The organism is Mycolicibacterium helvum (genome assembly GCF_010731895.1).
Classification (GTDB): Bacteria; Actinomycetota; Actinomycetes; order Mycobacteriales; family Mycobacteriaceae; genus Mycobacterium; species Mycobacterium helvum.
Map to the genome: position 1 here is coordinate 3,974,176 of NZ_AP022596.1, position 25,367 is coordinate 3,999,542.

At 63.1% G+C, this 25,367-nt stretch carries 21 protein-coding genes; 14 read left to right on the forward strand and 7 right to left on the reverse strand.

The annotated features are described in order from the left end of the window. Positions 1-127: 127 nt before the first annotated feature. The 4 genes from G6N38_RS18695 to G6N38_RS18710 form a co-directional block, all read right to left on the reverse strand. Positions 128-898, reverse strand: a complete 771-nt coding sequence (locus G6N38_RS18695; RefSeq protein WP_163749565.1) for a hypothetical protein — start codon at positions 896-898, stop codon at positions 128-130. Beyond that, positions 891-1,538, reverse strand: a complete 648-nt coding sequence (locus tag G6N38_RS18700; RefSeq protein WP_163749566.1) for a hypothetical protein — start codon at positions 1,536-1,538, stop codon at positions 891-893. Before G6N38_RS18700 ends, G6N38_RS18695 begins: the two co-directional genes overlap by 8 nt. 47 nt (positions 1,539-1,585) lie before the next feature. Beyond that, positions 1,586-2,386, reverse strand: a complete 801-nt coding sequence (locus G6N38_RS18705; protein ID WP_163749567.1) for a TIGR04255 family protein — start codon at positions 2,384-2,386, stop codon at positions 1,586-1,588. Between the two features lie 340 nt (positions 2,387-2,726). Continuing rightward, on the reverse strand, positions 2,727-2,993 hold the full coding sequence (locus G6N38_RS18710; RefSeq protein ID WP_163749568.1) for a hypothetical protein: 267 nt from the start codon (positions 2,991-2,993) through the stop codon (positions 2,727-2,729). Between the two features lie 820 nt (positions 2,994-3,813). Here G6N38_RS18710 and G6N38_RS18715 point away from each other — a divergent pair. From G6N38_RS18715 to G6N38_RS18740, 6 genes are all read left to right on the forward strand, one after another. Continuing rightward, entirely contained in the window at positions 3,814-5,013 is a 1,200-nt protein-coding gene (locus G6N38_RS18715; RefSeq protein ID WP_163749569.1) for an IS481 family transposase, read from the forward strand. Positions 5,014-5,029: 16 nt separating this feature from the next. Beyond that, on the forward strand, positions 5,030-5,302 hold the full coding sequence (locus G6N38_RS18720; RefSeq protein ID WP_163749570.1) for a hypothetical protein: 273 nt from the start codon (positions 5,030-5,032) through the stop codon (positions 5,300-5,302). Between the two features lie 208 nt (positions 5,303-5,510). Then, positions 5,511-6,776 (forward strand): hypothetical protein, encoded by a 1,266-nt coding sequence (locus tag G6N38_RS18725; protein ID WP_163749571.1) that lies wholly within the window; start codon positions 5,511-5,513, stop codon positions 6,774-6,776. Then, a complete protein-coding gene (locus G6N38_RS18730) occupies positions 6,776-7,954 on the forward strand; it encodes an SNIPE associated domain-containing protein (RefSeq protein ID WP_163749572.1) in 1,179 nt (392 codons plus the stop codon). The genes G6N38_RS18725 and G6N38_RS18730 overlap by 1 nt, the downstream gene beginning before the upstream one ends. Before the next feature lie 887 nt (positions 7,955-8,841). After that, positions 8,842-10,203 carry an aspartate aminotransferase family protein gene (locus tag G6N38_RS18735; RefSeq protein WP_163749573.1) on the forward strand — a complete coding sequence of 454 codons (1,362 nt, stop codon included), beginning with the start codon at positions 8,842-8,844 and terminating at the stop codon, positions 10,201-10,203. A gap of 42 nt (positions 10,204-10,245) precedes the next feature. Continuing rightward, the gene (locus G6N38_RS18740) at positions 10,246-11,520 is read left to right on the forward strand and encodes a Glu/Leu/Phe/Val family dehydrogenase (protein ID WP_163749574.1); all 1,275 of its coding nucleotides are present in this window, start codon (positions 10,246-10,248) and stop codon (positions 11,518-11,520) included. 98 nt (positions 11,521-11,618) lie between these two features. Here G6N38_RS18740 and G6N38_RS18745 read toward each other — a convergent pair whose 3' ends face one another. Next, positions 11,619-12,344, reverse strand: coding sequence for a FadR/GntR family transcriptional regulator (locus tag G6N38_RS18745; RefSeq protein ID WP_163749575.1), 726 nt, complete (start codon positions 12,342-12,344; stop codon positions 11,619-11,621). Positions 12,345-12,447: 103 nt separating this feature from the next. Between G6N38_RS18745 and G6N38_RS18750 the strand changes: the two genes are divergently transcribed. The 8 genes from G6N38_RS18750 to G6N38_RS18785 all read left to right on the forward strand — a co-directional run bounded on the left by G6N38_RS18750 (position 12,448) and on the right by G6N38_RS18785 (position 23,340). Continuing rightward, positions 12,448-13,254, forward strand: coding sequence for a gamma-glutamyl-gamma-aminobutyrate hydrolase family protein (locus G6N38_RS18750; RefSeq protein WP_163749576.1), 807 nt, complete (start codon positions 12,448-12,450; stop codon positions 13,252-13,254). Positions 13,255-13,267: 13 nt separating this feature from the next. Next, positions 13,268-14,623: a glutamine synthetase family protein gene (locus G6N38_RS18755; RefSeq protein ID WP_246227291.1), complete on the forward strand. Its 1,356-nt coding sequence runs from the start codon at positions 13,268-13,270 to the stop codon at positions 14,621-14,623. 59 nt (positions 14,624-14,682) lie between these two features. Then, positions 14,683-15,987 (forward strand): aldehyde dehydrogenase family protein, encoded by a 1,305-nt coding sequence (locus G6N38_RS18760; RefSeq protein WP_246228046.1) that lies wholly within the window; start codon positions 14,683-14,685, stop codon positions 15,985-15,987. 89 nt (positions 15,988-16,076) lie between these two features. Next, positions 16,077-17,162, forward strand: a complete 1,086-nt coding sequence (locus G6N38_RS18765; protein ID WP_163749578.1) for a zinc-binding dehydrogenase — start codon at positions 16,077-16,079, stop codon at positions 17,160-17,162. A gap of 24 nt (positions 17,163-17,186) precedes the next feature. Beyond that, positions 17,187-18,797, forward strand: a complete 1,611-nt coding sequence (locus G6N38_RS18770; RefSeq protein WP_163749579.1) for a PucR family transcriptional regulator — start codon at positions 17,187-17,189, stop codon at positions 18,795-18,797. A 36-nt stretch (positions 18,798-18,833) separates the two neighbouring features. Then, positions 18,834-20,306 carry an aldehyde dehydrogenase family protein gene (locus tag G6N38_RS18775; RefSeq protein ID WP_163749580.1) on the forward strand — a complete coding sequence of 491 codons (1,473 nt, stop codon included), beginning with the start codon at positions 18,834-18,836 and terminating at the stop codon, positions 20,304-20,306. Next, positions 20,303-21,586, forward strand: a complete 1,284-nt coding sequence (locus tag G6N38_RS18780; protein WP_246227293.1) for a CaiB/BaiF CoA transferase family protein — start codon at positions 20,303-20,305, stop codon at positions 21,584-21,586. The genes G6N38_RS18775 and G6N38_RS18780 overlap by 4 nt, the downstream gene beginning before the upstream one ends. Positions 21,587-21,915: 329 nt before the next feature. Then, positions 21,916-23,340 carry an APC family permease gene (locus tag G6N38_RS18785; RefSeq protein WP_163749581.1) on the forward strand — a complete coding sequence of 475 codons (1,425 nt, stop codon included), beginning with the start codon at positions 21,916-21,918 and terminating at the stop codon, positions 23,338-23,340. Between the two features lie 162 nt (positions 23,341-23,502). Here G6N38_RS18785 and G6N38_RS18790 read toward each other — a convergent pair whose 3' ends face one another. Beyond that, positions 23,503-24,894, reverse strand: a complete 1,392-nt coding sequence (locus G6N38_RS18790) for a 2-oxo acid dehydrogenase subunit E2 (RefSeq protein ID WP_163749582.1) — start codon at positions 24,892-24,894, stop codon at positions 23,503-23,505. A gap of 89 nt (positions 24,895-24,983) precedes the next feature. Beyond that, a complete protein-coding gene (locus tag G6N38_RS18795; protein WP_246227295.1) occupies positions 24,984-25,283 on the reverse strand; it encodes a WhiB family transcriptional regulator in 300 nt (99 codons plus the stop codon). Positions 25,284-25,367 lie beyond the last annotated feature (84 nt).

Consider the following 25,367-nt stretch of genomic DNA (forward strand, 5'->3'; position numbering starts at 1 on the left):
CATTGCCGCAACATAGGAGCATCTGACATCAAGGTCGCGGTGATGCAATTTCACGAGAGTCGTATGTCGTCAAAGGGGGATCGCTCTCAGGAGGACGTGCGACCGCACGTGGGCGCACTGGGCGTTATCAATCCTGGTGCCGTTCCTGGCTTGGCAGTCCCTCAGCGATGTCTCGCTGAATCCGACGAACTGCGTGACTTGAGTCCGCGGCGTGTAGTCCCTCCCGCAACGTCCCCATCGGTGGCTGCGGTTCTCCCGCACGCGCGACCCAGGGGCCGTCCAGGTAATTCTGAAAGGTGTGCTCGATCGCATCTACTTGGTCACTGGTGAGAATTACTCCCCGGCTGGCTTCTTCTAACCAGTCTGTTTGCTGCTGCAACTCGCGCTCCACCGCCCGAGTAGCTAGCTCCAATTCACTAGTTGACGGGGCAAACCGTGTCAGGTGAAAGATCGTTCGATGCAGGAAATGTAGACGCCCAACTAACGACAGCTGGGCGATTCTCTTGCTACGAGGTATCGCACTTGACGCGATCGTGTTGACGGTCATCAAGTCGCCGTAATGCGTGGAGTGCCCGTCGCCCTTCAAGTCAGGCAGCGGCATCGCCTTATAGCGCTTATCCCAAAAAGCTAAGTCCAAGAGCTTGCTAGCACTCTGTTCACGCACCGACACTACAGTGACGAATTCGCGAATTCCTTTGGCATCGCGCATTGTGCATGGATGCATAAATAACATCACCGCGCCAGAGTGATTCGCGACGCCGAGTGCTTCGACATCGTCAAACACATCGCCTTGGTTGTACGGTAACCAATTCGGAACTTCTTCGACGCCAGAACGATAGTCGTACAAGGAGTCGACTGGCGGCAACGGTTCGAGCGATTCAGCCATCGCTTCAGGCACGCCTCACAATTCCGCTTGAACCGTCGTCGAACTCGAGCACCTCGTAGTTAGAGTGACGAGTCTGGCGCCAATCCTTTACCAATTCGTCAAACATCGCCTCTGCACTTATGTTGCCGCATGCGTAGTCGAGAATGATTGGCGCAGACTCGGTCGTGTAAATTTCCTTTGGAGTCAGTGTGAATTCACTAATCGGCGGCAACAACAGCCAGTTTGCGGGCGACTCAATAGCCCCTACGGTCGCGAGTGAATGAACGAACGCAGCGAGTTTAGACAGCCTTTGGTGATTCGTAGGTGTTGCATTTCCGGTCGTTCGCCACTTCCGCAGAGCGGGCACGCTCACACCTAGCATCTGCGCTATGTCAACCCAAGCGAATCCGTAGTCCGTGGCCAGAACGTCGAGTAGGTCTTTGCTCGACTTCTTTTCCATTTCACGTGCAGTCGTGGTGATGAGATCCGCGTAATAACCACGATGTTCTTGCTCAAGCTTCGCACCGAGCCGATCATGGTCTTGGCGCTGTTGCCGCCAGTGCCAGTCACTGTTCCAAGCATCGTCTTTCCAAACATGGCCTTTCCAGTCATCGTCTAGGGCTGTGTCATTGGTACGTTGCTCGTAAGACGCAAGACGTGACCCAGACCTCATTGCAAACGATGACGTGACGCTTCGGCTCGACCCCGAAGTACCCATTTCTACTTCTCCCCCCGAAACATCCGACGCGCCGCATCGGTAATCGATTTCTGAAACACAAGTCCGACCGGTTCGTGTAAACTTCTCACCGTTTCCAAAATATCGTCGGCGCCAAAGACATGATATTCGGGAAATGTCGTCGCACTGTCAACGTCGAGCACAAACATCCGTGTTTTCGGCAGGTCGCTCCTGCTAAATGGCTGGTCTTGGCCCACTACCGTCGCACCGTGAAATGTTCCCCACCAGTAAACTAATTCACGGTCGCCTTCAGAATTGTGATAAGACGCTCGTATACCGTTGTGTTCGCCGCCTGGAAGTATCGTCGAAGCAGCCACTAGCTCCGGCGCAATCCAGTAACTCCACCCAGCCAGATCACCCGGCGGTTCTGGAACCCGAATTTCGTCAAGATAACGTAACCCGATTCGGCGTACCGAAGAGTTGGCTACGCATGTCTGGTATGCCTCGACAACCGCACGGAGGAACGGTTCGAAGGTTTCCTCATAACCCCTGTAGGTCTCTCCGGAAACCGCAAACGACAGAGATGTTGGCGACAATGTTGCGATCGCTTGCCCGTCCTGTCGAATTGCGCGTAGCTTAGGTGAATCGTCATCGGAACTCTGGCGGTCGTTGCCTTTCGGAAAGACGCCTGAGAGCTCTAGGATGGGAAGAACTTCTCTAACAGCCGTACCGAAGCCATCGAGTGTGCTCTGTTTCTTGATTTGTGGCTCATAGTTGAGCTGGACCTCCACCGTCACCATCGCGAGCGGCGCGTGCGAGTACACCTCCCGGCGAGGGTAGGTCATTCTCCTCCTAAGAAACCAGATCCGAAACCAAGACTATAACCTGCCAGAGGCAAGGCTAACCGGTGCTTCGCGGATGCACGCACGCAAATTGAACGCGTGTCGGCGGCGTAGGTACGACACCGACTCTTCACTGCCTGCGCGACATCTGCGCTCATGGAGGCAATATCTCTCGCAGGAGAAGTCGTAGCTCTAAATTCTGCCCGTCAGCCCCTGCCGAGGGGCCCGAGTTTGGGAGATTCCCACCCGCTCCTGTGAACGTGAGCGACAAGCCCCAGCTTGGGGGTCACGACCGGACCCGGGGGCGAGAGGCGTTGTGCCGCCACGCGCCCCCGGAGTTCAGTTAACTCCCAACCCGAGTTTGGATGGCAATGCCGTTGCTGATCGCAGTGGCGTACTTTTGCACTTCCCGATCCGACATCGAGCCACCAAACCGAGCGAACTCGCGTTTCAGAACAGGCACGATCTCAGCGATCGGTCGTCCCTTATAGCGATCCCTCATGGAATCCAGCACGACCTGCAGCCTCGCGGCGACGTCCTGCAGAGCCGGCTCGACCGCGCGGGCAAGCTGTTTTTCGAAGTCAGGGCTTATCTCGAAACCAGAACCCATGTCAAACTCGCTGCCTAATCGTGGTTGCTGGGTTGCTGCGCGCCGTCGCCGCCTTTACGAACCTTCCACTCGTCGCGGAGCGATAAACGACCTTCGCGTTCTTCGTTCCTCGGCCGACGGACTCCGTGATGGTCGTTCGGCGGTTCCGGCGTGCCGTGGACACCTTCACAAAACGGCCGGTCCGCGCGCTCCTACTCACTGCTCGTGCCATGTCGGCGCTTCCTTGTCTGGGCTTGCGCCCATTCGTAGAGCACTACGCACGGGATCGGTTAGAGTGGCACTCCTAGTCACCCAACTAGACGCCAGCCCTGAGCGATCTCACCCTGATCGCCAGGGCTTCGGTGCTCTGGGGACCAGTCTACGTCAAAAGTTTCTGTTTTGGTTTCTGTTTTGGTTTCTGTCAGGTGAAGGTTGTGGGCAGTGTCAGCAGGCAATCCGTCGAACACCGTGGCCGAATCTGGCTGCGCTGGCCCGTAGACAGTCCGCCGCGCGACTGCATTTCTTCAGCGCCGCTGACCCGCGCCAACGCAGCGCACCGACGACAGTTTTGACCACAACGCCGACGACAGTCGCTGCCTGAACTACGTCTCCTGCGCGCCGAGAACTCACCTAACGTGCCTGGTCACGTCGTCTGCCTGGTCCCGGCAGTTTTGGGGAAGACTCGACGGTCGAGCAGCAGTGAACCAATGCCGAATTGGGGCAAAGGTAGGCCCCCTTTGGGTCATCGTTATCCAACGAGTATAATGTTTAGCCCGGACACATGGCTGACAGATCGTTCCGGGGACATCCCTGACACTCTCTGAAAGTGAGAGTGCTGAGCGTGAACGAACGCTGGTTGGAGATCCTCCTGACGCCGATGCGCGACCAGATCACGGTGGCCGAGACGTGCCGCCGCTACGGCATTTCACGGCAGAGCTTCTACGTCTATCAGCGGCGGCTCTACGCCGACGGCGTTAGCGCACTCGAGCCGCTGTCGCGACGGCCGCTGACCTCACCGGCCCAGACAGCGGCCGAAATCGAGACCGAGATCGTGCGGCTGCGCAGAGCCAACCCACGCTGGGGCGCGCGCACCATCCACACGCAAATGACACGCTCAGGCACCCCGCGTGCTCCAGCCATTTCGACGATTCATCGAGTGCTGCAACGGAATTCACTAGTCACCCCGCGCGAACGACGACGGGCGGTACCCACCTGGAGACGGTTCGAGCGTTACGCACCGAATGACCTATGGCAGATCGACGGCACCCAAGTCCAGCTCTCCGACGGCTCCAAAGCCTGGATAGTCGACATCCTTGACGACCACGCCCGCTTCGCCATCGGCGCGACCGCCACCCGCCGATTCACCACCCTCGCCGCCTGGCGTGCCATGGAAGCCGCCATCACCGAACACGGCGCACCACGGCAGCTCATCAGCGACAACGGTGTCCAGTTCATCTCCCGCGACGGCCACGAGCCGGTGCACTTTCAGCAGCGACTGTCCGCCATGGGAATCAAGCAGCTGCACTCCCGGCCGGCGCACCCGCAGACCTGCGGCAAGCTTGAGCGCTACCACCGCACCTTCAAGGATTTCTACGCTGACCATGGCCCCGCCGACACTATCGATGAGCTCCAAGCGGTATGCGACCAGTTCCGTTGGCACTACAACCACGAGCGGCCGCACCAGGGCCTCGACCAGCAGCTACCTGCCGAGGTCTACCGGGCACAACCCAAGGTCGCCGCCGGCGACCCGCGGCCCCGCCGGCGCGAGACCGGGCCCCGCGTCCTGCTCGTCGCGGCAACAGGAAGCGTCCACTACCGCAGGCGAAAGATCGGCATCGGGAAGCCTTGGACAGGCCACCGCGTCACCGTGATGGAAACCAAGCCCGATCACATCGTCGTGCTCGACCGCGACACCGGAGCGGTGTTGCGCGAACTGGACCTAGGACCCGTCGGCACCTACCACGGCACCGGGGCAAAGCGCGGCAGACCACGCAAGAACGCCGAACCCGAAAGCCCGCAGGTACTGTCAGCGATGTCCTGACAACAACGTGTCAGGGATGCCCCCGGTCCATACAACCCGCGCGGGAATCGTCGAGGCCTACGAAGATACTGCGGTTCTCCGTCAAGGCATGAGAATTCGCGAGGCCACGCCGAAGGGCCACCTCTCGCCGCCGGTATTTTTCGGTCTCCTGGGTGAGTCCCATGAATGGAAGAAGTCCGCCGATCCGAAAGGAAGAACGAGGAAGCTGGTCGAGAGTCTTGATCTGGATGTCAAGCTGCCGCGTGAAGGACTCGACATGTTGTGTATCGCAGACCTGGGAATCCATTGATCGCAAGTGGAGTCTCATGGAACTGGCATTGACCCTGGCGATTGAGCGACAGCCACCGGCGGCTTAATTGGGAGAGCAGGCACATGTTGTCAGAGCGGACCAGCAATGCTTCCTCTGGCTTGCTTCAGCGGGGTGCCACTTCAGGCGGAGGATGTACTTGCGTCGTTTCGAGGGGCGAATGAAGTCTGGGTAGGTACGATCCCGCATCGTGGGGAGACGACGGGGATTTTTCGCGGAATTGCAGCACCAACAGCGGTTAGCCGAGCAGCACCAGCGGCGACAGCACGCGGCGGCGGTCCAGGCTTATAACCGCGCGGTTCGTGACCATGATCGCGCCATGCGGGAGTATGAGCGCGCCCAGGCTGCCGCTGAACGGGCCAGCGCGCAGGAACGAGCTTGGGCGATGCGGGCGGCCAAGGAGGCCCATGTTGATGCGCAGAAGGCGTCAGCCGAGTGGCAGACGGCGCAGGCGCAGGATGCGTTCAGCCAGATTGACTCGATCCTGGCTGCGACACTCGAGATCGACGATTACGTCGATATCGAGACGCTGAAGCAGCGGGTCGAGCATCCGCCCTTCGGTCACGACGACCTGAAAAAGCCGGTACCCAGGCCGCAGTTGGAGTCTGCTCCAAAGGAACCCAAGTTTGTTCCGCCGCCACCCCTGACTGGCACGGCAAAGGTGTTCGGCAAGAAAAAACACGCCGAAGCTACAGCTCAAGCGCAGCACACATGGGCCCAGCAGCATAAGCAGTGGTCCGACTACGTGCAGCAGGTTCTACCTGCAAAAAATGCGCGCCTGCTCGAGGAACATGCAGCTGCCGAGCGGCGCCGCGCCGATCAACTCGCCGCGGCCCTGGCTGGTTATCAGGCTGCGTGCGCGCTCCGGGAGCAACAGGTCGCCGAGTCAAACGAGAAGGTGGAGGGTTTTCAGCGAGCATTGGATGCTGGCGACCCGGATGCCATCACCCAATATGTGGGGGTGGTGCTGGGCAATTCGGTCTACCCCGAGGCCTTCCCGGTCGATCATGAGTTCACCTTCGACGCGGAGTTCGGCGAGTTGACCGTGACCGTGATCGTGCCGACGCCCGCCGCACTGCCCGCCGGCAAAGCCTACAAGTACATCGTTGCCTCCGATGAGATTCGCGAGACACTCTGCACCCAGAAAGAACAGCGGGAGCGCTACAACGGCGCGGTGGCTGCTGTCGCGGTACGCACGTTTCACGAAGTATTTGAAGCCGACCGCGATGAACGCATCAAAACCATCTCGTTGACGTTGCAGGCCGAGGGACTCAATCCCGCAACAGGATTGGCCGACGTCTTCCCACTCGTAGCGGCCGCAGCCGATCGGGACGAGTTCTGCCAATTCGACCTCCACAATGTGGATCCGGCGGAAACGCTCTCGCATATGCGAGCTGCGTTGTCTAAGAACGCCTTTGGATTGAAGCCAATCAGTACCTCTCGCGGAGTCCGCTGATGGGATCACCTGAGGTGACGTCCGAAGCGATCATCGTCGCGCTGCGCCGGGAGAATCGGGAGCTGCACGACAAGTTGGACGAGGCGACCGCTCAGATCGAGTCCCTCCAGGCTGGCATCGAAGTTCTCCACGATGTCGGCATCTACAACTACCGACACCCCTTGGAGAGTGCCGTTGCCTACCAGGAAGCGCTCGCCGAGATCTTCTCAGAAGTGAAGGTGTACATCGCAGAAAGTCGTGCCATCGACGTCTCGACGCGCTTTACCTTCGACAACTCCCTAGCCAAGGGACGCAAGATGACCGCAGAGCTGAGCAAGCTCATGCTGCGCGCCTATAACGCTGAAGCCGAGAACTGCGTGCGCTACGTCAAAGCCGGAAACCTCAGGGCCGCGGAGAAACGTCTCAGCGGCGCGGCCACGGCGATCGCGCGTTACTCCGCGATGATGGAAATGCAGATCAACCCGGCCTATCACGACCTGCGGTTGCGAGAACTCGCTTTGACCGCGGACTATCAGATGAAGGTCCAAGAGGAACGCGAAGAAGCTCGGGAAGAGCGCGCTCGATTGCGCGAAGAACAACGCGCCGAACAAGAACTGCGCCGAGAGCGCGAGCGGCTCGACAAGGAACGCGCGCACTATGCGGCCGCGTATCAAGCACTCGCCGACACGGGCCGAGATGACGAGCGCGATGAGCTCGCCGCCAGGATCGCCGAGATCGATGGACGCATCGCCGACAACGATCACCGCACGGCGAACATCCGAGCCGGATACGTCTACGTCATCAGCAACATCGGTTCATTCGGGCCAGGGATCGTCAAGATCGGGATGACCAGACGTCTTGAGCCCATGGACCGCGTCCGTGAACTCGGCGACGCCTCGGTCCCGTTCGGATTCGATGTCCATGCCCTGTTTTTCGCTGACGATGCCGTCGGTGTCGAACACTCACTGCATCAGCATTTCGCCGCCAGAAGGGTGAATCGCGTGAATCTGCGGCGGGAGTATTTCTTCGTCACCCCCGCTGAGGTGAAGATCCAACTAGCGGAGATCGCGGGAAATCTTCTCGAATTCGTCGAGCACCCCGACGCAGAGCAGTACCACTGCAGTGAACAGATCCGAGCATCCGAAGCGGCAACGGAGCCTGAACCAACCGCGCCAGATCCGGAGCCCGCCCGATTCTGACGCGTCGCCGGACGTGGCCCCCGCGGGTGGTCGGAGCGCCATTTTTTGGGAACAGATTTGGGAACATAACCCTGCGAACCCCCCGAAATCACTCGGATGTAATTCTAACGATCGGACACCTGAGAGGTTCTGAACTGCAGTTTCGAGACTATCCGCAAATGCGAAACCCCTTGAGACGACAGCTCATAACCCCTAGGTCGCAGGTTCAATTCCTGCCGGGGGCACTTTTGTGATGTCTCAGGACATCGGAATAGCTGTGAACCTGCATTAGGTTCACAGCTTTTCCGGGTTGGGCCTTTGGGTGCGCCGGTGGGTTGGTAGTTCCTGGTGGGGTCGAGGACGAGCTCGCGGAGGAGTTCCCCGGTGGTGGCGTTGATGGTTCTGATGGTGAGGTCCTGGACGAGGATCAGGGCGCGGCTTCGGTAGTGGATGCGGCCGACGCCGATGTGGTGCAGGCGGCCGTTGACGCGCGGTTGGATTGCTGCGCCGAGGTCTTCGGGAGCGAAGTCGCGGATGTGCCAGCCTGTGGCTGGCGTTGTGGCGTTGTGGCGTTGTGTTGGTCTGCTGTGTTGTGGTTCGCGGGTGTCTGGTCATCGACGGTGGGCACGTGCTCTCCTGGCCGTGGTGGGCAGACGGCTCGCTGCGGTGTGGGTCAGCCTGACTGAGGCGGTCGGCGGGAGCCACTGACGATGTGACTGAAATCGGCGTTGTGAGCGACGTTGTGTCGCCGTGCTGCGACGCCGCCTCCCGGCGGGCTTTGGTGTGCCGACATTTTGCTGATGGTGGGCGGTGTTTCCGACGTTGTGTTGGTGGCCCGGGACCGGGGGGGTGCGGAAGCGTGGTGGTCACGACATCCGCCCGTCACCGATTTTGTGGGGAGCAACGCTATGACTGTGGTAACTGATCGTGCCAGCGCAGAGACCGACGTCCAGCGGACGTATCGACTCGACCGTGAACATGTCTTTCATTCATGGTCGGCGCAAGACAGCCTGGATCCGATGGTGATCGTGTCCGCGCGAGGCAGTCGTGTGTGGGACGGCGACGGCAAGTCGTACCTGGATTTGTCGAGTCAGTTGGTGAACACCAATATTGGGCACCAGCATCCGAAAGTGGTTGCCGCCATTAAAGAGCAGGCCGACACGTTGTGCACGATCGCTCCGTCGTATGCCAACAATGTGCGCAGTGAGGCGGCCCGGTTGATCGCCGCGCGCACGCCGGGAGATCTGAATCGGATCTTCTTCACCAACGGTGGGGCCGACGCCAACGAGCACGCGGTCCGGATGGCCAGGTTGGTCACCGGCCGCTACAAGGTGTTGACCACGTATCGGTCCTACCACGGTGGGACCACCACGGCGATCAATATGACCGGTGATCCTCGGCGTTGGCCCAGCGATCACGCCAACACCGGCACGCTGCACTTCTGGGGTCCGTTCTTGTACCGCACGGTGTTTCACGCCGAGACCGAGACCCAGGAGTGCGAGCGCGCCCTGAAGCATCTGGAGCAGACGATCGCCTTCGAGGGCCCGGATACGATCGCGGCGGTTGTATTGGAGTCTGTGCCGGGTACTGCCGGTGTCATGGTGCCGCCGCCGGGTTACCTGGCCGGTGTGCGCGAGATCTGTGATCGGTACGGCATCGTCATGATCGCCGACGAGGTGATGAGTGGGTTCGGCCGTACCGGAGCGTGGTTCGCCATTGGCGACATGGGAGTGACCCCGGACATGCTCACCTTCGCCAAAGGCGTCAATTCCGGCTACATCCCGATGGGCGGGGTCGCTATCAACGATCGCATCGCGAACTTCTTCGGCAAGCGGGCTTACCCGGGCGGGCTGACTTATTCCGGTCACCCGATGGCCGCGGCGGCTGCAGTCGCGACCATCACTGCGATGGCCGATGAGCAGATGATCGAGCACGCCGCACATCTGGGGACAGAGATCTTGGGTCCGCGCCTACAGGACATGGCCGCCCGGCACCCCAGCATCGGTGAGGTCCGCGGCCGCGGGGTGATGTGGGCGATCGAGCTGGTCCGGGATCGGGATACCAAAGAACCGCTGGCCCCCTATGGCGGCACCAGCCCGGCGATGACCGAACTGGTCGGGTACCTGAAAGGACGCGGGGTGCTGCCGTTCACCAATTTCAATCGCGTCCATGTCGTGCCGCCCTGCAACATCGATGAATCCGACCTCAACGAGGGCCTGGACATCCTCGATGACGCCTTGAATGTGGCCGACCGCCATGTCAACGGCTAACCACACGACCTGTCATCCATTCATTCGAGGAAGAGCCCACCTATGAGCCCGTTGTTGCCGTTGCAGGACGTCGGCGTGGCCAATCCGCTGACCGATGCGCATACTCAGTTGGACCGCGCCGTGGAACTTTTGGGCCTGGACGCCGGGCTAGCGGCCACCTTGCGAGCCCCGCGACGTGAGATCACCGTCAGCATCCCGTTGCGACGCGATGACGGTCGTGTCGAGGTGTTCACCGGTCACCGCGTCCAGCACAACCTCTCGCGCGGCCCCGCCAAAGGTGGGGTGCGGTTCAGCCCCGACGTCACCCTTGACGAGGTTCGCGCGCTGGCGATGTGGATGACGTGGAAATGTGCTCTGCTCGACGTCCCTTATGGCGGAGCCAAAGGTGGTGTTTGCATCGATCCCGGGCAGTACTCGCTAGCAGAACTGGAACGGGTTACCCGCCGCTACACCAGTGAGATCAGTCCGCTGATCGGTCCCGAGCGCGACATCCCCGCACCCGATGTGGGCACGAACGAACAGACCATGGCCTGGATGATGGACACCTATTCGGTGCAGGCCGGTTACACCACCCTGGGCGTCACCACCGGCAAGCCCTTGAGCCTGGGCGGATCACTGGGCCGGGCCACGGCTACCTCCCGCGGCGTGGTCGATGTGGCGCTGGCTGCACTCGCGTATCGAGGAATCACCGCCACGCGCGCTACTGCCGCGGTCGAGGGCTTCGGAAAGGTGGGACGCCACGCGGCGCGCTTCCTGGTCGAGGCAGGGGTGCGGGTGTGCGCGGTCAGTGATGCCTATGGCGCGGTGTTCGCCGCCGGCGGGTTGGACGTGGCCGATCTGGAAGCCTACGTCGACCGGCACGGCAGCGTACGCGGCTACGCCGCCGCCGAGGTTATCCTAGGCTCCAAACTGTTGAGTTTGCCCGTCGATCTGCTGGTTCCGGCCGCGATCGAAGGAACCATCAACGCCGCCAATGCTTTCGACGTCCAGGCCGCGGTCATCGTAGAAGGCGCCAACGGTCCCACCACCGCAGAAGCAGACCGGATCCTCAACGAGCGCGGGGTGTTGGTGGTACCCGACATTTTGGCCAATGCCGGCGGGGTGATCGTGTCCTATTTCGAATGGGTGCAAGCGAATCAGGCGTACTGGTGGAGTGCTGAGGATGTCGATTCCCGGCTGGCGGACCGCATGCAGCAGGCGTGGCGCGGTGTCTGCGAGCGGGCCGAGTCCTTAAATGTCCCGCTGCGCACTGCGGCCACCGTGATGGCCGTTGAACGGGTCGCCTTGGCCCACCAGCAGCGGGGGCTCTACCCTTAGCGAACTCGACGAGTTTGAGGGTCGCCGACACCGCGCCTTGTGTTACCTCTGACGCACCACCGCACGTGGGAGCCAGCGCGGCGCCGCGGTGTCGGCGGCTAGTCCAGAAACGTTCTGATCAGCTCTTCGGTCGCCCCAACATGATCGTGCATGACCTCGTGTGCCTTGGCGGCGTTTCCCGAGCAGATCGCCGCAACAATTTGGGCGTGCTGCTGGTGGGAATGTTCCAGGGCCGGCCCCATGAACGGAACCACTTGCAGCAGAGTCTCATTGAGGATGAGCTGTACGTTGGCGATCGCCTCGCTCAGGGCGTTGCACTCGGCCAGCTCCGCGATGTAGCTGTGGAGTTCGACATCGGCGAGACGAAACTCCGGCCCGTGACATGTCGCCGCGGCCAGGCGTTCTTGCAGCATGCCGACCTGCTCATCGCTGAGTTCACGCCGCGCGGCCAGCGCCGCAGCCCCGGGTTCCAAGACGGTTCGAAAGCGCAGCATGTCCAACAGGCGGCGCTTCATCTGTTCACTGAGGCGATGCTGGGCTGCGGTGTCGCTATCGGATTGCCACAGCACGAAGCTGCCCCCGCTGCGGCCGCGCTGGGTGCGCACGAGCCCGGCCTGCTGCAGCGCTCTGATCACCGCGCGCAGGGTGGTGCGACTGACGTTGAGTTCGTCGCTGAGGTCACGCTCGGGAGGCAGGCGTGACCCCGCGGGCAGCTCACCGGCGCGGATCCTGGCTACAAGTTGCCCGAGCGCTTCCTCGAATGGGTTGCGCAGGGCGCGATCTCCGGCGAGATTGTCGGACTCCACGCTGTCCGGATGTGCCATGCAAGCCCCTCTCAGCGGACTTCGCCCGTCGAAGTCAATCTAATCCCATCCTGAATTGTTCACACCATTGCGACCAAAAACCGCCTGTGATTTACTTTTTGGTGTGACCAAAAAGTGCGCCGCTTCACCCGACGCCGCTACGGCAGCCGGCCCGCTGATCGGTATCCCGATCGCGTTCGAGAGCGCCGACTGGCGGGTGTGGTCGGGCCGGGCTTACCTGCAGACCCCCGGTTACGTCGAGCACGTCCGACGTGCCGGTGGCATCCCGGTCCTCCTGCCCCTCGGCGGATCGGGCGAGGAGGCGGCCCGCGCGGTCCAAACCCTGGATGGGCTGCTGCTACCGGGCGGCCCGGACGTGCACCCTGACCTGTACGGGCAACAGCCTCATCCCGCCGCGGGCCCGTTCGACACTTTCCGCGATGATTGGGAGGGCGCGCTGATCACGCACGCACTGGCCGCCCGTACGCCAGTGCTCGGCATTTGCCGCGGCGCGCAGCTGATCAACGTGGTCCTGGGCGGGTCCCTGATCCAGCACCTGCCCGACGTGGTTGCAAGCGACTGCCACAACCCGGTCGTCGGCGCTTTCGCCACCCACGCCGTGCGCATGGCCGAGGACAGCCACCTGGCCGCAGTCCTCGGAATCACCGCGGACGTGCCGACTTATCACCACCAGGCGGTCGACGCCATCGCAGCACCCTTGCGCGCGGTGGCATGGGCCACCGATGGCACGGTGGAGGCTCTCGAAGGTCTCAACGGTCAGGTCCTGGCCGTTCAGTGGCATCCCGAAGTCGCCGAATCCAATGCCCTAATCGCGGCTTTCGTCGCCGCGTGCGCCCTTCGCAACCCATTACAAGACCACAGTCCGCCGCCCTTGAACCCAGCCCCAACGACGCAGTACCTGCCGGCCTGAGAGGAACCTTCCCGTGCACCCACCACTGACCCTCGACCAACTCCGCGAGGAGGTGGCCACCGACGCGATCGACACCGTCGTGGTGGCCATGCCCGACATGCAAGGCCGCCTGGTCGGCAAGCGCCTGGACGCGAACTACTTCCTCAACGACGCCATCGACTCCGGTGTGGGGGCGTGCGCCTACCTCATCACCCGCGATATCGACATGCAGATCGTCGACGGATTCGACATCGCCGGGTGGGCCGACGGGCTCAGTGACTTCGAACTGGCCCCTGACCTGAACACCCTGCGACGGCTGCCCTGGATGCCGGGCACCGCGCTGGTCATCGCCGATGCCTGCTGGATCGGCGGGGGAGTGGTCGCCCAGTCCCCCCGGGAAATCCTGCGCGGCCAACTAGCCCGGCTGGCCGAGCACGGCTGGCAAGCTTTGGTGGCCACCGAGCTCGAATTCCTGTTGTTTGACCAGAGCTACGCGCAGGCGCACGCGGCCAACTACCACGGCCTACGGCTGAGCACCCATCACTCAATCGACTACGCCATCTCGGCCACCGCCAAAGCCGAGCCTCTCATGCGTCAGATCCGCCGCCAGATGCGCGACGCCGGAATGCAAGTCGAAGCCATCAAAGGTGAAGTCCACAACGGACAGTTCGAACTGGGCTTCAAATACGCCGACGCGCTGAGCACCTGCGACAACCACGTCGTCTACAAAGAAGGCGCCAAAGAGATCGCCGTCGATCACGACGTCTCGATCACCTTCATGGCTAAATACGACGAGGGCGCGGGCAACTCATGTCACGTGCACCTTTCGCTGATCGACGAGGCCGGCAACCCGGTGTTCCCCGGCGCCGGCGGCAAAGGCTTCTCGGCCACCTTCGAGCACTTCCTGGCCGGCCAGCTCGCCGCCGCACGCGAACTGAGCCTGGCGGTGGCGCCGAACATCAACTCCTACAAACGATTCCAGGACGGAACATTCGCCCCGACGGTCATCAGCTGGGGCCGCGACAACCGCACCTGCGCCCTGCGTGTGTTGGGCGAGGGCCGCGCCCTGCGCCTGGAAAACCGCACTCCGGGCGGTGACGTCAACCCCTACCTCGCTGTCGCCGCGGTCATCGCTGCCGGCCTGCACGGCGTGGAAAACCAACTGGAACTTCCCCCCGCCGCGCACGGCAACGCCTACGAATCGGACGCGGTGCGGATGCCGACCACGCTGCGCGAGGCAGCTCAGCTGTGGGAGAACAGCGCGATCGCCGCTAAGGCGTTCGGCGACGAGGTCGTTCACCACTACGCCAACGCAGCCCATCAACAAGTGCGAGCCCATGACGCCGCGGTCACCGACTGGGACCGCGCCCGCGGATTCGAAAGGACATAACGCACGTGCACGCCGAGGTCATCAACCCCGCCACCGAGGACATCATCGCCACCGTCGAGATGCTCGACGAGGCACGCACCGAACACGCCGTGCGCCGCGCCAGTGCGGCCATGAACACTTGGCGCTCCATCAGCGCCGCCGACCGCGCCCGCCTGCTCCAACGCTTCGCCCTGGCCGTCGAAGCCGATATGGAGAACCTGGCTCAGCTCGAAACCCGAAACTGCGGCCACACGTTGAACAATTCACGATTCACATTGCGCAAGATCGTGGACTGCATGCTGTTTTATGCTGGCGCCGCAGAACGTTTGATTGGCAAGCAAATCCCCGTCGACGGCGGCATCAACATCACCTTCCACGAACCGGTCGGCGTTGTCGCGGTGATCGCACCGTGGAATTTTCCACTGATGATCGCCGTCTGGGGAATGATGCCTGCCCTGGCAGCCGGCAATGTCGTCATCCTCAAGCCCTCCGAGCTCACCCCGCTGACGACGCTGCGACTGGTCGAACTGGCCACCGAAGCCGGCCTTCCCGACAACGTCGTGCAGGTGGTCACCGGCACCGGGCCGGCAGTCGGCCAGACCCTGCTCGACCACTCCGACGTCGGCAAAGTGGTGTTCACCGGATCCACCGCCGTCGGCCGCACGGTCATGACCAGTGCGGCGCGCAATCTGAAGCGCGTGACCCTTGAGCTGGGCGGTAAATCGGCCAACATCGTGTTCGCCGACGCCGACCTCAAAGCCGCCGCCGAAGCTGCACCGATGGGTGTCTTCGACAACGCCGGACAAGACTGCTGTGCCCGGTCGCGGCTGCTCGTCCAACGGTCGGTTATCGACGAATTCATCGAACTGCTTGTGCCCGCCGTGCGAAGCGTCGTCGTCGGTGACCCCACCCACGCCGACACACATGTTGGACCCCTGATCAGCGCCACCCACCGAGAGCGGGTGAGCGCTTTCCTGGCCGACAAGCCACAGATCGTCGTCCAGGCCGACATCCCTGAAGGTCCGGGCTACTGGTTCCCGCCCACCGTCATCCGCTCCGATGACGGGCGCGCACCGACCGCCACCCAAGAGATCTTCGGCCCCGTCGTCACCGTGATCCCCTTCGATGACGACGACGACGCCGTACGCATCGCCAACGACACCACCTACGGACTGGCCGGCTCGATCTGGACCCGCGACATCGGGCAGGCGCTACGTACGGCCCGGCGCATCGAAGCCGGAAACCTGTCGATCAACTCCAACTCCGCGGTGCGCTACCAGGCGCCATTCGGCGGCTTCAAACAATCCGGCATAGGCCGCGAACTCGGTCCCGATGCAGCCCTGGAATTTACCGAAACCAAGAGCGTCTACATCAGTACCGCCTGACCCGGCCCATCCAACACAGCCCCACGCCAACGACCGCCCACGAACCGGCCGTTGCACCCAGCGAAACCCTCACCCGGAGAGACCATCCCATGAAAGCAGCCGTTCTCACCGACGACGCTGACACCCTCGTTGTCCAGGACGTCGACGTCGACCGCGTCGGTCCCCACGAATTGCTCATCAGCACGGCCGCAGCCGGGCTGTGTCACAGCGACCTTTACCACCTCCGCGGTGTGTTCGACATCCCGCGGCCCACCATCCTCGGCCACGAATCGGCTGGCATCGTCATCGAAGTCGGCAGCGAAGTACAAGATTTCGCCGCCGGCGACCACGTCATCACCTGCCTGGCCACCTTCTGCGGCAAATGCGACCGCTGCCTCAACGGCCGCAGCTACCTGTGCAGCGGCGTACACAGCCTGCGCCACGAAGGCCAGAACCCGCGCCTGCACCGCGACGGCCACGAGGTCCACCAGTTCCTCAGCGTCTCCAGCTTCGCCGAACAACTGCTGGTCCACGAATCCGCGGCCGTGCGGATCACCAAGGACATGCCCCTGGACCTGGCCGCGCTCCTGGGCTGCGGGGTGACCACCGGACTGGGCGCGGTCCTGAACAAGGCCCGCGTGCGACCCGGCCAGACCGTCGCCGTGATCGGTTGCGGCGGAATCGGATTGAGCGCCATCCAAGGCGCCCGTCTGAGCGGGGCATCTCGCATCATTGCCGTGGACACCAGCGCCGACAAGCTCCCCATCGCCGCCCTCATGGGCGCCACCGACGTCATCGACGCCAGCGACACCAACGCCGTGACCGGCATCCTCGAACTCACCGGCGGCGGGGTAGACCACTGCCTGGAAGCCGTCGGCGGCGCCGTGACCGCAGCCGCGGCTCTGGAAACGCTGACCGTCGGCGGCACCGCCACCATCATCGGGCTGATGCCGGCCGGCAAAACCTTCCCCGTACAGGGACGGCTGCTGCTCGATGACCGGACCTTGCAGGGCTCTTACATGGGTTCGCAGAACTTCCGGGTAGCCATGCCCACCTACGTCGACATGTACCTCGACGGGCGCCTACTGCTCGAGGAGATGGTCAGCTCACGTATTGGCCTGGCCGATATCGACCAGGCCTTCACCGCCATGGAACAGGGCAATACCCTGCGCGACCTGGTCGTGTTCAACCACTGACCAGGGCAACGAAGTGGAGGAACCATGCTCCCAACGGTGCGCCAGGTGTTGTCGACACCGCTGCTGGCAGCCTCAGACCAAGAAATCCTCGCCGGGCAGTCCCACCTGGACCGCCCGGTCCGATGGCTGCATCCCGCCGAGGTCGCCGACATCGCCCATCTGCTACGGGGCGACGAAATCGTCTTGACCACAGGCATTTTCCTGTCTGACAGTGCCAAAGACATAAGCTGGTATGTGCGCTCGTTGGCCGACGCCGGCGTGGCCGGCCTGATCATCGAACTCGGCCGGCGCTGGGCCAACAACCTGCCGCAGGCCCTCATCACCGCATGCGAACATGCTGGCCTCGTTCTGGTCGCCCTGCACCGGGAAGTGCGCTTTGCCGCGGTGGTCGAAGAAGTGGGCGGACGCATACTGGAAGCACGCATCGAAGATCTCACCGCGAGCGAACGCATCCACGAAATCTTTACCCGCCTCGACGTCGACGCCGCCAGGCCCGACGAAATACTTTCCGCGGTAGTGCGATTGGCTGGAGTGCCAGTGGTCCTGGAATCAGCACGGCATCAGATCATCAACTACGACACCGCCGGTCGGCCGACCGCTGAGGTGCTCGCCGACTGGAACCGCCGCTCCCGCGCAGTCACCTTGTCTGGCCGGGTCGGATATGACCGCCATACCGGATGGCTGATGACCGTGGTCGGGTCCCGCGGCGATGATTGGGGACGGTTGGTCCTGATGACCACCACGCTGCCCAGTCGCCGCGACTACGTGCTGGTCGAGCGCGCAGCAGCCACCCTCTCCCTGCACCAGATGCGCGCCCGCGCGCGAGACAGCCTGGAACGGACCACCCACAGCACTCTGCTCACCGAACTACGTGCCGACCGATTCTGCGAGGATCTGCTGTTGCGCTGCGAAGCAGCCAATTTCACGGTCCGCGACCGCTGCTTCGTTGCGGTGGCCCTGCGCCAGAAACTCGACGGTGAACGCGTCAAAAAGCTACCGCTGACAGATATCGCATCAGCGGTCACCACCGCGGCACGCGCCCACCAAACCCCCGCGCTGGTCGGCCTGGACACCGATCATGTCATCGCCCTGCTCAGCGTCCCGGCAATCACCAAGATCGACCCGTTGATGACTGCCCTGGCCAGCGAACTGCGCAAGGTGACGGCGGTGACCATCGCCCGAGGGGAACTGGTGCACCGTCTGCAGGACACCTTCCGCACACTGATCGACGCGCGAACCATCCTGGCCTCCACCGACATCAGCGAGTCCCGCCCCTGGGTGACGCTGGCCGATGTCCATGTCCGCGGGCTGCTTCACCTACTGCGCGACGACGAACGCCTGGAGCTCTACGTCCGCCGCGAACTGGGCGCCCTGCTCGACTACGACCAACAGCGCGGCACCGCGCTGACGACCCTGCTGACGGTCTTCCTCGACACCCGGGGTAGCAAAGCCGATGCCGCTAAGCGGCTCCTGCTCTCGCGCCCGGTGCTCTATGAGCGGCTGGCCAAAATCGAATCGATCCTCGGTGTGGAACTCGATAATCCGCGGATCCGAACCTCGCTGCACGTCGCGGTCATCGCCAAAGCCCTGTTCGACGACGTGTCGGAAAGCCCCGTGCAATCCGACACGGCGTAGGGTTTCCGAGCGCTGCCGCTGCGGTGGACTGGTCTGATGACCAACACCCTTGCCTCTGACGTACTCGCCGTGGGCGATGTCGCGATGCTGATCAACGGAATGCCGTACGAGGCGGCCGCCGGCTGGATCGAAGTGGAAAGCCCCCGCGACGGTACCGTCCTCGGACGCGTCCCTCGCGCCGGAGAAGCCGAGATCGACGCCGCCATACAGGCCGCGCGCTCCGCGCAGCCTGCCTGGAGCGACTTCGCCCCGCGCGCCCGCGGCGCGGTGTTCCGCGCGATCGCCGATGCCCTGGAACCGGAAGTGGAATACTTAGCGCGGCTGTGCTCGGCCGAGAACGGCAACGCGTTGCGCACCCAAACCCGCGGTGAGGCAGCGTTTGTGGTCGACTGCTTCCGCTTCTTCAGCGGCCTGGCCCAAGAAGCCAAAGGCGAGACCATCCCGATCAACCTCGACGTGCTCGATTACTCGCGCCGCGAACCGCTGGGCGTGGTGGGCGCGATCATCCCGTGGAACGCCCCCCTCATGCTCGCCGCCGTCAAGATCGCCCCTGCCTTGCTGATGGGCAACACGATGGTGCTCAAAACTGCCGAAGACGCCCCCTTCGCCGTCCTCAAACTCGCCGAGATCTGCCAACGCCACCTACCCCACGGCGTACTCAACGTTGTCACCGGCTTCGGACCCGAAGCCGGTGAAGCGCTGACCGCACACCCCGGCGTGGACAAGCTGTCGTTCACCGGGTCCACGGCCGTCGGTCGGCGCATTATGACCAAGGCCGCAGATCGCATCGTTCCGGTCTCCCTGGAACTCGGCGGCAAAAACCCGCAGATCGTCTACCCCGACTCTGATGACGACGACGTCGTCAACGGAGTGGTCAGCGCCATGCGCTTCTTCCGCCAAGGCCAGTCCTGCACCGCCGGATCGCGGTTGTTCCTGCACCGCTCCATCGCCGACTCGTTCACCGACAAACTGCTCGCCGCGATCGCGCAGTTCCGCGTCGGCGACCCGCTCGATGAGACCTCTGACATCGGCTCCATCGTCAATCGCAAACAGTACGAACGGGTTTGCGGGTTCATCGCCGAGGGCATCGACCAGCCCGGCGCCACCCTGCTGGCCGGCGGACTGCCCGACGGCGGCCAGCACGGCTTCTATGTGCAGCCAACGGTGTTCGCCGACGTGCAAAACTCCTGGCGCATCGCCCGCGAGGAAATCTTCGGCCCGGTCCTGTGCATCATCCCGTGGGACGACGAAGACGACGTGATCGCCATGGCCAACGACTCCCACTACGGCCTATCCGCGTTCATCTGGTCCAAAGGCATCGCGACCGCACTGCGCACCGCGCACCGCCTGCAAGCAGGCTGGGTCCAGATCAACCAGGGCGGCGGACAAGCTCTCGGCCAGTCCTACGGTGGAGTCAAACAAAGCGGAATCGGCGCCGAATTCTCGCTCGAAGGCATGCTCGACAGCTACACCCGGCGCAAGCACATCTCAGTCAGGATCGCCCAGTGACGACAGCCACCACATCGGCACCCATCGGTCCGCTCGATGGCCTTGTCGTACTCGATCTTTCGCGTGCCGTTGCCGGCCCGATGGCAGCAATGATCCTCGGCGATCTTGGCGCCCGAGTCATCAAGATCGAAACCCCAGAATGCGGCGATGACTCCCGCGGGTTTGGGCCACCGTTCGTCGGAGCCCCCGAAGACCGCCAGTCCACCTACTTCATGTCGGTCAACCGCAATAAGGAATCCGTCGAGCTCGACCTCAAATCCGACGCCGGCGCCCAGGCACTGCGCGAACTGATCGTCCGCGCCGACGTCCTGATCGAGAACTTCCGTCCCGGAGCCCTCGACCGGCTCGGCTTCTCACCGACGGTACTCAACGATCTCAACCCGCGCCTGGTGATCCTGTCGATCTCAGGATTCGGGCACGACGGCCCCGAAGGCGGCCGGCCGGGTTATGACCAAATAGCCCAGGGCGAAACAGGACTGATGGCAGTCACCGGAGACAGTCCTGAACACCCGACCCGCATCGGCGTGGCCGTCACCGATGTCCTGGCCGGTGTCCACGGCGCTGTCGGCGCCCTGGCGGCACTGTTTGACCGGCAACGCGGCGCTGACGGATCCGTCGTGCGGACCTCGCTGCTAGCTGCCGGGGTCAGCGCCCACACCTTCGTCGGATCGAAGTGGACTGTGGCCGGTGAAGTCGCCGTCCCGACTGGCAATCACCACCCGTCGATTGCCCCCTACGGCAGCTTCGCCTGCCGCGATGGTCACGTGCTCATCGCCTGCGGCAGTGAACCGATCTGGCGGCGCCTACAACCACTGGTCGACGGCGCCGACGACGATCGATTCGACAACAATGCTGCCCGGGTCGCCCACCGCAACGAACTCACCGCGCTCATCAAACAGGCCTTCAGCACCAAATCTCGCAAGGAGGTCGTCGCCGCGCTGGCGGCCGCGGGCGTCCCGGCCGGGGTGATCCGCACCATCGACGAGGTCTACACCTGGGAACAGACCCGAAGCCAAGGACTGGTCATCGAAGTTCAAGATCCGCATGCTGGCCGGGTCGAATTACCAGGGCCCGCGGTGCGTATCGAAACCGCCGACGGGCACTCCCTGCTCCGGCGAAACCACAGCGCTCCACCAACACTGGGCCAGCACAACACCGCCATCGCGCATTGGCTGTCCCGTGCAGCGGCCACCAGCACCGACCAGGAACCACAGCCGCCCTGCGGTGACCTCACCGGTCTGGGATCGACACCACTGGTCGTCACGAACCGATCCGTCTGAACGCCGCGACAACGACGTCGGCGTCCCACGGGGCCCTAGCGTGCCACTGGCTGTAATGCGCCCGTGGCGGCATTCCGCTCCGTCCCCAACCACGCCGGCCTAGTTGCTGAATTGTCGCAGGCGTGTTGGTAATTCACTCACCGGTCCCCAGCTCGATGTCCACCTTGATCGTCGGCCACTTCCTGGTCGATGATCCCGACAATCCGGCGGAAGCTCACCTGTGATCCGACAAAATGTCTGTCGTGAGGATCATAGTGATGCGCGACACTTGCCCGTCAAGAAGCCTTTGAACGCCGGAGCGATCCGGCCCCCAGCCAGAGAGAATGTCCATGTCAGAGATCCTTGGAACGCAGATCGACCCAGATAGCGGGTCGCCACGGCTGCGCGGCAACCTCGGCACCGCCGCCATCGTGCTGATGGTGGTCGCCGCAGCCGCACCCCTGACCACATTGAGCGCCAACGTGCCATTGATGCTCACCCTGGGTCAGGGAGTCGGCGCGCCGGTGGGATTCCTCGTCGCCGGGGTGGTGTTCACTCTCTTCGCAGCCGGCTTCGTAGCCATGACTCACTTTGTCACCAAAGCGGGCGCCTTCTACGCCTACATCGAAAAAGGTCTCGGCCGCCGCTTCGGCCTGGCCTCAGCTCTGGTCGCCTACGCCGCCTACAGCTCCACCTTGCTAGCCGTCTACGGCTACCTGGGTGCCACCTTGGCCAACCTCATCTCTGACTACGGCGGCCCACACCTCCCGTGGTGGGCCATGACCGCCATCGTCATCGCCATCACCGGATTCCTGGGCTACCGCCACATCGAAGTCAGCGCGAAAGTCCTCGGAATCTTCCTGGTATCCGAAATCGCCATCGTCGTCATCCTGGACGCCGTCATCTTCGCCCGCGGCGGATCACACGGCCTCACCTTCGACTCCTTCACAACCTCCGGCATCGGCGGCGGGCTGGGGGTGGCGATCTTGTTCGCCCTCTTCGGATTCGTCGGCGTAGAAGCCACCGCCATCTTCCGCGACGAAGCCAAGGACCCTCAAAAAACCATCCGCCGCGCTACCTACTGGGCAGTCGGCATCATCGCCGTCTTCTACGCACTGTCAAGCTGGGCACTCATCGAAGGCAACGGCGGAAACCAAGCCGTCGCCGTCGCCACCACAGACCCGGACAACTTCACCATTAACACCGCCGGGGCATTCCTCGGCGCCATCGGCCGCGACGTCACCCAGGTCCTGCTCACCGTCAGTCTGTTTGCCGCAGCCCTGTCCTTCCACAACATCGCCGCACGCTACAAATTCGTGATCGCCAACCATGGACTGCTCCCCGCCTCCTGGGGTCAAGCCCACCCCCGCCACGACGCACCATCGCGTGCCTCGCTGGTCGTCACCATCATCTCGGTGATCATCATGGGCATTTTCGCTATCCTGCAATTGGATCCACTCCTGGAGATCTTTGGCCCCATGGGCGGAATCGGCATCACCGGACTCGCCTTCCTATGGTTTCTCACCGCGGCCGCCGTAGCCACCTTCTTCGCCCGAAAGGGCGGATACCCCGCCACGGTGGTCGTCGCCGTCGCGGCGGTACTCGTCCTGGCGGCGTGCCTCATCCTCATCGTCAGCAACCTGACCACCATCGTCGGTGGCACCACCACGCTGGCGGTCCTGATGGGACTCGTGCCGGTCGTCTTCTTCCTCGTCGGCTACTTCGCCAGCGCCCGCGTCAGCGACCGCATCGTCGAGAACACTGAAACCCGCTGAAATCCGGCAACAACAACGAGTAGTCCGACCGTGGTGGCGACCTCCCGCCGCCACCACCACAGGGCCACTGAGCCCCCGACGGCCCGCAACTCCCGATCGTGTTCCGTCAACGGTTCCCGCTCCGACGTCAGGTTTTCCACATCGGCGGCGAGGCTGTCGATGTCAGCTGCGTTGTTCGCGCGTGGACAGCTCCTCGGTGAACTGTGCCAGTTCGAGTTTGGCTTTGATCGCGGTGAGGAACCTGGCCGCGTCGGCTCCGTCTATGAGCCGGTGGTCGTAGGTGAGGGACAGGTAGGCCATATCGCGGATATCGACGATCTGATGCCCGTCCTTGTCCAGGGTGACGGTGGCACGAGCTACGACCGCGCCGGTGCCAAGGATGGCGACCTGGGGCTGGTTGATGATGGGAGTGTCGAAGAGGGCGCCCCGGGATCCGGTGTTGGTAACGGTGAACGTACCCGCGGATAGCTCATCGACACTCAGCGTGTTGCTGCGTGCTCGCCCTGCAAGATCCGCAGTGGCAGTGGCGATTTCGTGGATGCGCAAGCCGTCCGCGTTACGGATGACCGGTGCTAGCAGTCCGCGATCGGTATCAACCGCGACATTGAGGTGGACGGCGCCGTGATAGGTGACAGTGCCCGCGCCGGTATCGATCGACGCGTTCAACGCCGGGAAGTCGGCGAGCGTGTCGACCGCTGCGCGCAGGAAGAAATGAGTGAAGGACAGCCGGACCCCGTGCGCGGCGAAGAAAGCGGGCCCGTGCAGCTTGCGCAATTCGTTGACAGACGTGACGTCGACTTCGACGACGGTCGTCAACTGCGCCGAGGTCTGCAGAGAATCAACCATCCGAGTGGCGATCACCGATCGCAGTCGAGTGAGCTTCTCGGTGCGGTCCGGCCGCGGCGCGTGCACGGCGGGCGCAGTGCGATGAGGCGAAAGATCGTGCAGGCGAATGCGACCGTTATGGCCGCTGCCGCGTAGCGCTGAGGTGTCGAGGCCGCGCTGTCTGACGCGAAGGTCTATTAGAGGGCTCAGGTAGAGATTGGGTGCGTGCGCGGCTACTGAGTCATCGGGATGCCCGGACGTGCTGCCGGCCGCGCTCGCGGCGGCGAGGACATCAGACTTGCGGATACGGTTGCCGACGCCGCTGCCCTGGATACTGGTCAGTTCGATGCCGTGCTCTGAGGCCAGCCGACGTACCAACGGTGTTACGTAAGGCTTTTCGGAATCTGTCGGGTTTTGGATGGCGGTAGAGGTGTTGGCCTCACTCGCGCTCTGATCCGACGTGCTCGGAGTGTTGTCGTCGGCGCCAACGGGGGTGTCGTCGATGAACGCGAGGGTAGCGCCGACGGGGAGCGTCTGTCCTTCGTCAGGCACGATGTCGATGAGACGGCCTGAAGCTGGGGCGCTGACCTCGGTATCGACTTTGTCAGTGGACACTTCAAGCAATGGTTCGCCTTCTTCGACGAGGTCACCGGGGAAGCGCAGCCATCGGCTGACGAGGGCTTCACTAACGCTCTCTCCGAGATCGGGCAAGGTCACTGCAACCGGCATGAACTGTTCCTTGTGTTGGGTGGTGGAGAGGTGAATCGGCCGACCGCAGCAGGTGACGGGTGGCACCGGACTGCGGCTTCGGTGAGGGATCAATGCGATGCGCGTCCCGCATAGCTGCGATGCGTGCGCAGGTTGGACACGTGTGGCGGCAGGAGACGGCTCCGCTCGGTTTCGGATAGTCCGCCCCAGGTGCCGAACGCTTCGACATAGGCCAGTGAGTGATGTCGGCACGAGTCGATGACCGGGCACTGCGCGCAGACCTGTTTGGCCAATTGCTCACGACGCGTGCGTGCCACGCCGCGTTCGCCCTCGGGGTGGAAGAACAGCGACGGATCCTCAGCGCGGCAGCGGGCGCGAAGCCGCCATTCCCATCGGTCATGCCCGGTCACATGTTCGCCGATCTTCCGGAACTGTCTTGGCGCGGTAGTGCGCCGCTTTCCGGCACCTGGGCGCACAACCACGCGGCGCTGACC

What these genes read in the sequence shown, in the direction of transcription:
- G6N38_RS18760 (WP_246228046.1), top strand. Translation starts at nt 14,683, where the DNA reads ATGCTCGACGAGGCACGCACCGAACACGCCGTGCGCCGCGCCAGTGCG.
- G6N38_RS18710 (WP_163749568.1), bottom strand. Translation starts at nt 2,993, where the DNA reads ATGGGTTCTGGTTTCGAGATAAGCCCTGACTTCGAAAAACAGCTTGCC.
- G6N38_RS18775 (WP_163749580.1), top strand. Translation starts at nt 18,834, where the DNA reads ATGACCAACACCCTTGCCTCTGACGTACTCGCCGTGGGCGATGTCGCG.
- G6N38_RS18765 (WP_163749578.1), top strand. Translation starts at nt 16,077, where the DNA reads ATGAAAGCAGCCGTTCTCACCGACGACGCTGACACCCTCGTTGTCCAG.
- G6N38_RS18785 (WP_163749581.1), top strand. Translation starts at nt 21,916, where the DNA reads ATGTCAGAGATCCTTGGAACGCAGATCGACCCAGATAGCGGGTCGCCA.
- G6N38_RS18745 (WP_163749575.1), bottom strand. Translation starts at nt 12,344, where the DNA reads ATGGCACATCCGGACAGCGTGGAGTCCGACAATCTCGCCGGAGATCGC.
- G6N38_RS18770 (WP_163749579.1), top strand. Translation starts at nt 17,187, where the DNA reads ATGCTCCCAACGGTGCGCCAGGTGTTGTCGACACCGCTGCTGGCAGCC.
- G6N38_RS18790 (WP_163749582.1), bottom strand. Translation starts at nt 24,894, where the DNA reads ATGCCGGTTGCAGTGACCTTGCCCGATCTCGGAGAGAGCGTTAGTGAA.
- G6N38_RS18700 (WP_163749566.1), bottom strand. Translation starts at nt 1,538, where the DNA reads ATGAGGTCTGGGTCACGTCTTGCGTCTTACGAGCAACGTACCAATGAC.
- G6N38_RS18720 (WP_163749570.1), top strand. Translation starts at nt 5,030, where the DNA reads ATGCCCCCGGTCCATACAACCCGCGCGGGAATCGTCGAGGCCTACGAA.
- G6N38_RS18730 (WP_163749572.1), top strand. Translation starts at nt 6,776, where the DNA reads ATGGGATCACCTGAGGTGACGTCCGAAGCGATCATCGTCGCGCTGCGC.
- G6N38_RS18740 (WP_163749574.1), top strand. Translation starts at nt 10,246, where the DNA reads ATGAGCCCGTTGTTGCCGTTGCAGGACGTCGGCGTGGCCAATCCGCTG.
- G6N38_RS18705 (WP_163749567.1), bottom strand. Translation starts at nt 2,386, where the DNA reads ATGACCTACCCTCGCCGGGAGGTGTACTCGCACGCGCCGCTCGCGATG.
- G6N38_RS18735 (WP_163749573.1), top strand. Translation starts at nt 8,842, where the DNA reads ATGACTGTGGTAACTGATCGTGCCAGCGCAGAGACCGACGTCCAGCGG.